The organism is Oceanobacillus luteolus, from assembly GCF_042678205.1.
GTDB lineage: Bacteria > Bacillota > Bacilli > Bacillales > Amphibacillaceae > Oceanobacillus > Oceanobacillus luteolus.
In genome coordinates this window covers 1-9,695 of record NZ_JBHUDE010000026.1, presented here as the reverse complement: position 1 = coordinate 9,695, position 9,695 = coordinate 1, and the positions used below count along the sequence as shown (strand labels likewise).

Here is a 9,695-nt window from a genome sequence, read left to right as displayed (position 1 = left end):
AGGAATATCCCAGAGCGTCCAAGTCATTTGACATATCAACAGGGTGAATTACAAGGAAATAATAGGCGGAAAATGTAGGCCTAAACATAATATACGAGGGGGAGTGGGGATGAAAAAGTTCTTTGCGATGCTTTCTATTATTTTTTTCTCCATAACTTTAATCATGATGATGTCGCTTTATCAAGCGAAGACCGTTGCTTTTGTTGATTATTTATTTGATATTAGTGTATTTACCCCTATCTTTTTTAATGTTTTAGGTATTGTAAGCGCTTGTTTTAGTCCAAAAGGAACAACCAGAAAAACTTTAATTTTTATCAATGGTTTAATGATGATTTACTTTGCAATTTTTATTTGGATTGGAATATATGGATTTCAGGAACCGTGAGTTGGAGGGATTGAATGAGCTGTATAGAAGTGGAATATCTTGAAATTATAAAGAAACAATTTAAACACTTTAAAGAACGTGCAGAAGAAGGAATACAGCAATTGTCTGAAGATGAACTGCATTGGAAGCTGAATGAAGAGTCAAACAGCATTGCGATCATAATAAAGCATTTAAGTGGAAATATGCACTCCCGATGGGTGGATTTTTTAACAACGGATGGAGAAAAAACTTATAGAAATAGGGACTTGGAATTTGTTGAGGGCAATGAATCACGGGAAAGTTTAATGAAAATTTGGCAGGAAGGCTGGGATTTATTATTTCATACCATTGAAAACCTGCAATCTGAAGATCTACACAAAACGGTAACCTTGAGGGGGAAATCCATAAGTATTCTTCAAGCGATTCAAACGGAAATCGCTCATATCAGTTATCACTTAGGACAAATCCTTTATATTGGAAAGCAAATAAAGGGGAAGGATTGGTCGATATTAAGTATTCCAAGAGGTGATACATAAAAAATGGTATATGATTGGAACACCTGCCCTAAAGATGTGAAAGATTATATCATGGATCTAAAAGAAGGAATAAAGAACGTTGTAGGTCGTGATTTCGTAGGATTTTATATACACGGTTCTTTAGCGATGGGAGGATTTAATCCGAGAAGCAGTGATATAGATGTTTTGGTGGTAGTTAATAACTCAATGGAAGTTGAGAAAAAGAAGATATTAGCTCAGTTGTTTCTCCAATATTCCAACTCTCCCTATCCCTTAGAAATAAGTTTTTTAAACAGAGTAGATCTATTGGATTGGAGACATCCCTGTCCATTTGAATTACATTATAGTGAAGCTTGGAGAAAGAGATTTGAAAATGATCTGTCCAACGGATCTAATCTATGTATCAATGAAAACAAGAATACAGATATAGATTTGGCCGCCCACATAACTATTACTCATCATAGAGGTCTTTGTATAGAGGGGGAACCGATCGACAAGGTATTTCCACCAATCCCAAAAGCTCATTATATTTCATCCATAGTAGCTGACTACCGGGATTGTTTGAAAAATATTACAGAAGACCCCATATATTGTTCCTTAAATATCATTAGAGTGTATTGGTATCTAAGTGAAGGGGTTATTTCTTCGAAGTTGGAAGCGGGAAATTGGGGAAAGGGAAAGTTACAGGAAAGATTAAGAAGTACGGTAAGTAAAGCAGTTGATAACTATACGGGACAGGAAAATCATGACTTTAATGAGGAAGAGCTTGTATCGCTAAGGAATTATCTATTAGAGAGAGTGGAAGAGATATTGAATTAAGGCGTGGTTTCTAAACACTTTTTAAAAAATATATAAAGGAGCTGGAGGGGGAGACGATGAGTGTATTGGAAGCTAGAAATATTGTCAAAGTATACGGAAAAGCAGAAGCGGAAGGAGCTACGACTGCATTAAATGGAATTCAACTATCGGTAACAAAAGGGGAATTCCTTGCGATTATGGGGCCATCAGGTAGCGGCAAAACGACTTTACTCAACATCTTAAGTGGAATTGATAAACCTACATCTGGAGAGGTTCTGTTGGGAGGTGTGATGCTTCATGATATGGACGCGAACAGTTTGGCTCAATTTCGCCGTAAGCAGTTAGGGTTTGTATTTCAGGATTTTAACTTATTGGATAGTCTAACGGTAAAAGAAAATATCATGCTGCCAATGATATTGGAAAAGAAAAGCGTATCGGAAATGGAAGAGAAAGTCCAGGAGCTTGCGGGCCTTTTTGAGATCGAAGACATCCTACATAAATATCCATATCATATTTCGGGTGGACAACAGCAACGGACTGCTGTTAGTCGGGCATTGGTAAATGATCCTCAGATAATATACGCGGACGAACCTACAGGGAATCTGGATTCGAAATCCTCGACAACAATTATGGAGTGTTTGGAAAAAGTGGTAAAGGAACTGTCAACAACTGTTCTTCTTGTAACCCATGATGTTTTTGCTGCTAGTTATTGCCAACGAATCGTTTTTATTAGAGACGGGGCAATCCATTCAAGCTTGGAGAAGAAATCAGAGCGAACTAAATTTCTGGATGAAGTCATGGAACATCTTACGTTATTGGGAGGCAACTGACATGACCTTCCAGAAAATCGTCTGGAAAATGGCGAAGTATCATTATAAGAAGTATCTTTTTTACTTTTTATGTAATAGCGCGGCAGTCTTATTCATCTTTGTTTTTATGACGCTGTATCTGAATGAATACATTGTTTCAGTGAAACAGATTGAAGGATTAGTGTATGTGTTGTCGATTCCCGGTGCCGCACTGATCATGTTTACTATTTTTTTCATCAGCTATGCTCATCAGATTTTTATGAAGAAAAGGCGGAGTGAGTTCGGGCTTTTTATGACATTGGGCATGACGAATCGTGATATTGCTAAATTGCTACTATTAGAAAATAGTGTCATTGGGTTAGTCGCTCTTATAGTGGGACTGGGATCAGGTGTCATTATCTCTAGGCTCATTTTCTGGCTGTTATTGAAAAGTGTCGATATCACAGATTTTGCTTTTCAACTAAACGTTAACATGTTCACTTACACGGTTGGTGCTTTTTTTATTGTTTTTATCATTTCTATCGGACAATCACTTTATATGACGATGAGTAGAAATATCATTGATAACGTAAAGACAGAAAAAATTACGGAGAACACGGCACATAAACATCCAGCTATCGGAGGAATTGGTGTCGCAATAGTCGTTGGATCGATTGTAGGACTATATGTCACATATACGGACTCCGATGGAGGAGAGTATCTGTTGCTCTGGGCGCTTGGTACGTTTCTTGGTCTTTATATCGCATTGAATCAACTAACTTCTTTTCTGATTGGTCTGATTAAAAAGAATAAACATTTTTATTATCGGAAGCTGCTTTATTTAACAAGCTTGGATTATAAATATAAACAGTTCACAACAATCATGACGATTGTAACGATTATGATTATGGTGACCCTGCTTTATAGTACAATAGTATATCATCTCTATAAAGAAACGGAAAAAGAAGTGGTCGAGCAGAATCCTTATGATATCGGCTATATTTCAACGGATAGTAAAAATAATTTATCAGCAGAAGAGCTAGATAGAATTTTCGCAGAATATGGGAATCCAATACGGGAACATCTTACTTTTCCGATTTATTTTCATTTTCAAGAGGATTATGATGGTTACACTTATCAACTCGCACTCATGCCTCTTAGTGTATTTAATGAATTTTCGGACAACCCATATTTAGTGCAACCTAACGAGCTGATCTATCATTTAAATCATGAAGTGACAGGTGAGATTGAAAGTCTTTATTACAGAAATGACTTACGATTCTCAAGTAATGGGGAAGAGGTAATATATGAAACTACCCAAGTCATCGCGGAGAAGCACTTTAATTATTTAGGTGATTTATTTATTCTTCATGATGCGGATTTGGCGGACTATAAAGAAAATATCAATGGAATGGATGCGACTCTTCACCTTATCCATGTGGAGAACTGGCAAGAATCGGAAGCAGCAGTCCTGGCATTGGAGCACGCATTTCATGATTATAACGCGAAGACGCCTTTGTTGGATGTCGATCATGTACCACTGGAAGAAGAACTATTTTACATTGATTCTCGGGTGGATGGTTATGAAAGTACAATGAACGCAAATGGTATATCCTTTTTTGTGACGATATTTTTTAGCATTCTATTCTTTATCGGTTCGTTTCTCCTGTTATATATTCAATTATTTTCTGAAGTGGATAAGGAAGAACAGAGAATCCAAAAGCTGTATCGCATTGGAATTACGAGTAAAGAAGTTAGAAAATTAATTTCCCAGGAAATTACGACACTATTTATGCTGCCGACATTACTTGGCTTGATTATTGCTTTGCTTTACATCATCGCAATGGCACAAGATATAGGAGGGATAGTTGAAAACCCGTTGATGTTAGTGCGCTTTTTCATGCTTGCGGGAATTTACTTTGTCATCCTCACTGTGTTCATGAATTTTGCTAGGAAGAAGATGTTTAGGGATCTTGTTGATTTTAAGTAAGTTTAAGGAGGTGTTTCTATATGAAGTTAGATGAATTTACAATTGGAGATATGTTCGAGACGAAACCTTACACGGTAACAAAAGAGGATATTATGAGGTTTGCAACTGAATTTGATCCTCAATACATGCATTTGGATGAGGAGAAAGCAGAACAAGGAAGATTTAATGGGATCATTGCTTCGGGTATGCATACATTGGCGATATCATTCAAGTTATGGGTCGAAGAAGGGAAATACGGGGAGGATGTTATTGCAGGAACTGGGATGAATAATATTAAATTTATCAAACCAGTTTATCCTGGTGATGAATTACTTACGATCATTCAAGTTATTGGCAAAAAAACCGTGAACAAGGAAACGGGCCTCCTAACAGTATTGTTTTCTACTTTCAATGATAATAAGGAGAAAGTGTTAGAAGGAGAACTATCTGCATTAATTAAGAGATAGGGGATAAAAGGGAATATAGAGGGCCTTTTCCCAACTTGGAGATGGCCCCTCATTAATAAGTGGAATAGTTTGAATCTATCCTAATTATTTTTTTCGATATCATCTATTTCTCTATCGATAAGGAATAGGGAAATGCTGAATGCTTCTATTCTTCTCTTAGCAAGGGTGATTTGTGATTTATAACGATCTGGATTTTCTTTAGCTTTGAATGTTTTTACTGTTTCTTTTAGTTTATGTAGGGTGGATTCAATTTGCCGTTTTGCTTCTTTTAACTGAGATACTTGATAATCCATGTTCTTCTCTCCTTATTATTTCAGTGACTGGCATTCATTATTATATAGAATGCTGAATAGTTATCAATAAGCTTGTGCTATGTTATCCTTCTTTTAAACAAGTTGCAGAAGTATCTGAACAGAAATGCACTACATGGCTTTTGTAACAAAAAAATACGAATGATATGGTGGAAAAACAATTGAGAAGTATACGAAGTTGGCTTGCGGAACGTTTACTCAGTAGGCTCAGTAATAAAAAAATCTATAGCGATGAAAAACTTTTCCGTAAGCATTTCAGAGCGAAGCAAACGGAGAGAGATTATGTATTACCTCGTTTTCTGATGAAAAGGTATCGTATTGCAAAACAGCAATTTCAAGGAATGGATTGCTATATCTTTAATCATAAAAAATCATCCTCAACAAAAACGATTCTTTACCTGCACGGCGGAGCATATGTGAATCCTCCATTGGTATTCCACTGGATGTTTCTCGGAAAAATAGCAAAGAAAACAGGGGCTGCCATCTATGTACCAATCTATCCTAAGGCGCCAAATCATCAGTATCAAGATTCTTTCAGCAAGGTTCTTCCATTATATAAGGAATTGTTGGCTGCTAAGACGAACAACGATATCATCCTTATGGGAGATTCTGCTGGAGGAGGATTTGCATTAGCTCTAGCTCAACTTCTTTTAGAGAAAAAACTGTCACAGCCTCAACAGATTATTTTACTGTCTCCTTGGCTTGATATGACACTGAGTCATCCGGAGATTAAACAGTATGAAAAGATAGATCCGATGTTAGGGGTCCATGGGTTAATCCAAATTGGAAAGGTGTATGCAAGTGATACGGATACGAGCCACTATTTACTAAGTCCTATCAATGGTAATCTAAGAGGCTTGGGAGAACTCACTCTATTCATCGGTACGCACGAATTACTCCTTCCCGATGCCAGGAAATTAAAGAGTCTCACTGACTCACAAGGAATCAAAATGAATTATTTTGAATACCCGAAGATGAATCATGTCTTTCCGCTTTATCCTATTCCTGAAGCGAAAGAAGCTGTTAAGAAAATAGTGGACATGTTAAATGATGGTTAAAGTAAAAGAGAGTCAGCATCTTTAAAAATCGGAGGTCTTAAGATGGGAAAAGTTTTTAGATTTGAATACCAAGTACCAAATCCTCAAGAAGCGATCGAGTTTTATTCAAACACATTCGGGTGGAAATTTGAAAAGAATCCAGGTCCGCAAGATTATTGGTTCATTATTACCGGTGAAGGCAGCATTGATGGTGGTTTAATGAAATCTCCTGATGGTGCAACGCGGACTACAAACTCTATGAAGGTCCCTTCTATTGACGAACATTTAAAGATAGTTACTGAGAATGGTGGACAAGTAGTCGTCCCGAAAACAGAAGTTCCAAACATGGGATACTTCGCTTATTGCTTGGATAATCAAGGATTACTTTTTGGATTATCAGAAGTTAAAGGCAAGTAGAAAATAAATAAATCATAAAAGACTCCATTTTGAATTCTATTCAAAATGGAGTCTTTATCTGTTATTGGACATCTTTGTTGAGAGATGTCTATGAAAATTTTTATTTAAAGTTTAGTTTCAAGGAACTTCCCACAAAATTGTTATTCAATAGTTTGGATTTCATTTTCAATTCATGTATCTAGAGACGTTTAACGTATTTCTAGATAATGTTGCAGAGCTCTTGGTGGAATGTAATGGATGGGCAATGGTCTCAATGAAACAGTAATATCATCTGGCATCGTAAAGTCACGCTGTGCTTGTTTCAGAGAGTTGTACATCGCTTTACCACCAACTGAATTTGCAGAGTGGATTGTAATACGATTGGCGAATAACTTTTCCTTAATCATTATTTGAACAAGCATCAAACCATTTCTAGTTTTACTTAATAAATCATGGTCCAATGAGAGATGTTCAATTCGGAAGTCTCTTAAAAGATCGATACATTCGTCAATCGTCTCGGCTAATACATAGCCAGCAGGTGCTTCTCGAAAATCATCCAAGAAAACACTGATTTTATTCATTTCTTTGCTCCTTCCCATATAGGGGAGTGACTAAGAAAAGTCTGGTATTCCCTAGGTATTCATTCTAACATAATAGGGTTCTATGTTAAAGAGAGCAAGACAGCAACCGGGCAGAATAGTAGGAAATGCAAGATGATTGGGAAGGATTGGTACTTTTTTTGTTGAATAATATTAAAGAGACAGATGGGAGTATAGAATATGGAATCCAAGCTGATTATTATAAGTATCTGAGGACAAAGAAATAATAGACAACACTTTGGAAAGTCAGCATACGTTTTAAAAGGATGACAAAAATGATTAATGGGATGTGTTGGGATGAATAACTCGAAGCAAGCTATTTTAGAAATTGCCGTTAGACATGGGATGGATTTACAACAGGAGTCGTTGGAGTTTGATGAATCTGGTCTCGATTTTCAAGTTGTATTTGCAACTGACCAGCAAGGGAAGGAGTGGGTGCTCCGACTACCTAGACGTGAGGATGTGATGCCAAGAACCGAGGTAGAGAAAAAGGTTTTGGATGTGGTGAATGAACATGTCACTGTCTTTGAAGCTCCGAACTGGACCATTTATACCAATGAATTGATTGCCTATGAAAAGTTAACTGGAGTTCCAGCTGGTACCATTAATCATGATATTCAAAATTATGTTTGGAAGCTTGATATTCATCATGTCCCGGATTGCTTTTACGGAACACTTGGAAAAGCACTTGTCGCTTTACACCAAGTCCCCATTGAAAAAGCAAGGGAAGCCGGCTTAACGGTTCATGAAGCTCACGAATTAAGGCAAACTATGAAACAGCGAATGAATGCTGTGAAAGAAAAAATAGGTGTTGGTGATTCCCTCTGGAACCGCTGGCAAACGTGGATAGAAAATGATGCAATGTGGCCGGAGAAAACAGGACTCATTCACGGAGATGTGCATGCAGGGCATATTTTGATTGATGAGTCTAGCAATGTAACTGGTTTAATAGATTGGACGGAAGCAAAGGTATCGGATCTATCGAATGATTTCGTTGTACTTTATAAAACATTTGGAGATGAAGGTCTCGAACTTTTGATCAATGCTTATAAAGAAGCTGGTGGATATGTATGGGAGAACATGAAGGAACATGTGAAAGAACTAAGTGCAACATATCCAGTTTCGATTGCAGAATTTGCGATGATATCTGGAAGTGAGGAGTACATGCAGATGGCAAAGCAGGCATTGGAAGTAGCTGAATCGTAATACGCATGTTGGATTACTTAACATGCATGCCTGAAAGGGGGAGAGCGAAATGTCCGCTGGTAAAAACGAAGAAATGTTGACAGGAGGAAATATGTCCAACGTCTTTCGAGTACAAGATACAGTGAGAAGAGATTTAAAAGAAAACAGTAACAGGATTCATCGATTATTAAATCACTTGGAAAAGAAAGGTTACCCTTATGCACCGAAGTTTTTAGGGATGGATGAAAAAGGCAGAGAGGTACTATCTTTTATTGAAGGTGAAGCTGGTAATTACCCTTTAAAAACTTATATGTGGTCGGATGATGCGCTAATTGAGATAGCGAAGATGCTTCGGCTTTACCATGAAGCAGTGAGCGATTTTCCAATCGAAGAAAGTTGGCAACCGCTTGATCTTACACCGCAACCATTGGAATTGGTTTGCCATAATGACTTTGCCGTCTATAACATTATTTTTCATCATCAAAAACCAGCAGGAATTATTGATTTTGATGTAGCTGCTCCCGGCCCAAGGCTTTGGGATATCGCCTATACGGTTTACACTTGTGTTCCGCTAAGCAGATTGTATTATTCGGAAGCAGGTGAAGCAATTGATTACAATTCTCTCCAGCATGCCAGCCGTATCAAAGAGAGACTGAAATTATTCTTTGAAACGTACGGTGAAGATTTAGCTGAAGATTTTTTAAATATGGTGCTGCTCCGATTGGAAGGCTTATGTATGTTGATCAGAAGGAAGGCTGCGGAAGGAGATATGGCTTTTCAAAAAATGATAGATGAAGGTCATCTCGAACACTATCAAAAGGATATTGCATTTATTCAGAGATATGGAAAAGAGTGGATTTAGTTAAAGGTCTTTTCTTGCGTTCTATAGTGGTGTAGTATTCGTCCTCTCTCACACGTGAGATGTTTTTGCGTTTGATTGTAGTGAAGTATTTGCCATTTCGTCGTACGTGAGCTGTTTTTGCGTTTGATTGTAGTGAAGTATTTGCCATTTCGTCGTACGTGAGCTGTTTTTGCGTTTGATTGTAGTGAAGTATTTGCCATCTCGTCGTACGTGAGCTGTTTTTGCGTTTGATTGTAGTGAAGTATTTGCCATCTCGTCGCACGTGAGCTGCTCTTACGTTTGATTGTAGTGTAGTATTTGACTTCTCGTCGCACGTGAGATGTTGTTACATTTGATTGTAGTGAAGTATTTGTCTTCTCGTCGCACGTGAGCTGCTCTTGCGTTTGATTGTAGTGAAGTATTTG

Annotated in this window: 13 protein-coding genes; 10 read left to right on the top strand and 3 right to left on the bottom strand. The window is 37.5% G+C overall.

Annotated elements, in window-relative coordinates; all coding sequences use genetic code 11:
• Positions 1-109: 109 nt before the first annotated feature.
• Genes ACFSBH_RS05730 through ACFSBH_RS05705 form a run of 6 tightly spaced genes read left to right on the top strand, consistent with a single transcriptional unit; the run spans position 110 to position 4,901 of the window.
• Positions 110-385, top strand: coding sequence for a hypothetical protein (locus tag ACFSBH_RS05730; protein WP_251517790.1), 276 nt, complete (start codon positions 110-112; stop codon positions 383-385).
• A gap of 14 nt (positions 386-399) precedes the next feature.
• Entirely contained in the window at positions 400-900 is a 501-nt protein-coding gene (locus tag ACFSBH_RS05725) for a DUF1572 family protein (RefSeq protein WP_251517787.1), read from the top strand.
• Between the two features lie 3 nt (positions 901-903).
• The gene (locus ACFSBH_RS05720; RefSeq protein WP_251517784.1) at positions 904-1,698 is read left to right on the top strand and encodes an aminoglycoside adenylyltransferase domain-containing protein; all 795 of its coding nucleotides are present in this window, start codon (positions 904-906) and stop codon (positions 1,696-1,698) included.
• A 56-nt stretch (positions 1,699-1,754) separates the two neighbouring features.
• Positions 1,755-2,507 (top strand): ABC transporter ATP-binding protein, encoded by a 753-nt coding sequence (locus ACFSBH_RS05715; RefSeq protein ID WP_251517782.1) that lies wholly within the window; start codon positions 1,755-1,757, stop codon positions 2,505-2,507.
• Between the two features lies 1 nt (position 2,508).
• Positions 2,509-4,455, top strand: a complete 1,947-nt coding sequence (locus ACFSBH_RS05710; RefSeq protein WP_251517780.1) for an FtsX-like permease family protein — start codon at positions 2,509-2,511, stop codon at positions 4,453-4,455.
• A 20-nt stretch (positions 4,456-4,475) separates the two neighbouring features.
• Positions 4,476-4,901 (top strand): MaoC family dehydratase, encoded by a 426-nt coding sequence (locus tag ACFSBH_RS05705; protein ID WP_251517778.1) that lies wholly within the window; start codon positions 4,476-4,478, stop codon positions 4,899-4,901.
• Positions 4,902-4,981: 80 nt separating this feature from the next.
• Here ACFSBH_RS05705 and ACFSBH_RS05700 read toward each other — a convergent pair whose 3' ends face one another.
• The gene (locus ACFSBH_RS05700; RefSeq protein WP_379596496.1) at positions 4,982-5,194 is read right to left on the bottom strand and encodes a hypothetical protein; all 213 of its coding nucleotides are present in this window, start codon (positions 5,192-5,194) and stop codon (positions 4,982-4,984) included.
• Positions 5,195-5,373: 179 nt separating this feature from the next.
• On the opposite strand from ACFSBH_RS05700, the gene ACFSBH_RS05695 reads away from it, so the two are divergent.
• Together ACFSBH_RS05695 and ACFSBH_RS05690 are read left to right on the top strand one after the other, a co-directional pair.
• Entirely contained in the window at positions 5,374-6,270 is an 897-nt protein-coding gene (locus ACFSBH_RS05695; RefSeq protein ID WP_379596494.1) for an alpha/beta hydrolase fold domain-containing protein, read from the top strand.
• A gap of 42 nt (positions 6,271-6,312) precedes the next feature.
• A complete protein-coding gene (locus ACFSBH_RS05690; protein WP_251515870.1) occupies positions 6,313-6,666 on the top strand; it encodes a VOC family protein in 354 nt (117 codons plus the stop codon).
• A 188-nt stretch (positions 6,667-6,854) separates the two neighbouring features.
• On the opposite strand, the gene ACFSBH_RS05685 is transcribed toward ACFSBH_RS05690, so the two are convergent.
• On the bottom strand, positions 6,855-7,226 hold the full coding sequence (locus tag ACFSBH_RS05685; RefSeq protein ID WP_379596492.1) for a cyclic-phosphate processing receiver domain-containing protein: 372 nt from the start codon (positions 7,224-7,226) through the stop codon (positions 6,855-6,857).
• 315 nt (positions 7,227-7,541) lie between these two features.
• Here ACFSBH_RS05685 and ACFSBH_RS05680 point away from each other — a divergent pair, with 315 nt between their 5' ends.
• Together ACFSBH_RS05680 and ACFSBH_RS05675 are read left to right on the top strand one after the other, a co-directional pair.
• Positions 7,542-8,450 carry a macrolide 2'-phosphotransferase gene (locus tag ACFSBH_RS05680; RefSeq protein ID WP_379596490.1) on the top strand — a complete coding sequence of 303 codons (909 nt, stop codon included), beginning with the start codon at positions 7,542-7,544 and terminating at the stop codon, positions 8,448-8,450.
• A gap of 49 nt (positions 8,451-8,499) precedes the next feature.
• A complete protein-coding gene (locus ACFSBH_RS05675; RefSeq protein WP_379596488.1) occupies positions 8,500-9,291 on the top strand; it encodes a phosphotransferase in 792 nt (263 codons plus the stop codon).
• Positions 9,292-9,339: 48 nt separating this feature from the next.
• Here ACFSBH_RS05675 and ACFSBH_RS05670 read toward each other — a convergent pair whose 3' ends face one another.
• A complete protein-coding gene (locus ACFSBH_RS05670; RefSeq protein WP_379596486.1) occupies positions 9,340-9,543 on the bottom strand; it encodes a hypothetical protein in 204 nt (67 codons plus the stop codon).
• Between the last annotated feature and the right edge of the window lie 152 nt (positions 9,544-9,695).

Coding starts and splice junctions, on each gene's coding strand:
- ACFSBH_RS05730 (WP_251517790.1), top strand. CDS start 110: ATGAAAAAGTTCTTTGCGATGCTTTCTATTATTTTTTTCTCCATAACT.
- ACFSBH_RS05725 (WP_251517787.1), top strand. CDS start 400: ATGAGCTGTATAGAAGTGGAATATCTTGAAATTATAAAGAAACAATTT.
- ACFSBH_RS05720 (WP_251517784.1), top strand. CDS start 904: ATGGTATATGATTGGAACACCTGCCCTAAAGATGTGAAAGATTATATC.
- ACFSBH_RS05715 (WP_251517782.1), top strand. CDS start 1,755: ATGAGTGTATTGGAAGCTAGAAATATTGTCAAAGTATACGGAAAAGCA.
- ACFSBH_RS05710 (WP_251517780.1), top strand. CDS start 2,509: ATGACCTTCCAGAAAATCGTCTGGAAAATGGCGAAGTATCATTATAAG.
- ACFSBH_RS05705 (WP_251517778.1), top strand. CDS start 4,476: ATGAAGTTAGATGAATTTACAATTGGAGATATGTTCGAGACGAAACCT.
- ACFSBH_RS05700 (WP_379596496.1), bottom strand. CDS start 5,194: ATGGATTATCAAGTATCTCAGTTAAAAGAAGCAAAACGGCAAATTGAA.
- ACFSBH_RS05690 (WP_251515870.1), top strand. CDS start 6,313: ATGGGAAAAGTTTTTAGATTTGAATACCAAGTACCAAATCCTCAAGAA.
- ACFSBH_RS05685 (WP_379596492.1), bottom strand. CDS start 7,226: ATGAATAAAATCAGTGTTTTCTTGGATGATTTTCGAGAAGCACCTGCT.
- ACFSBH_RS05680 (WP_379596490.1), top strand. CDS start 7,542: ATGAATAACTCGAAGCAAGCTATTTTAGAAATTGCCGTTAGACATGGG.
- ACFSBH_RS05675 (WP_379596488.1), top strand. CDS start 8,500: ATGTCCGCTGGTAAAAACGAAGAAATGTTGACAGGAGGAAATATGTCC.
- ACFSBH_RS05670 (WP_379596486.1), bottom strand. CDS start 9,543: ATGGCAAATACTTCACTACAATCAAACGCAAAAACAGCTCACGTACGA.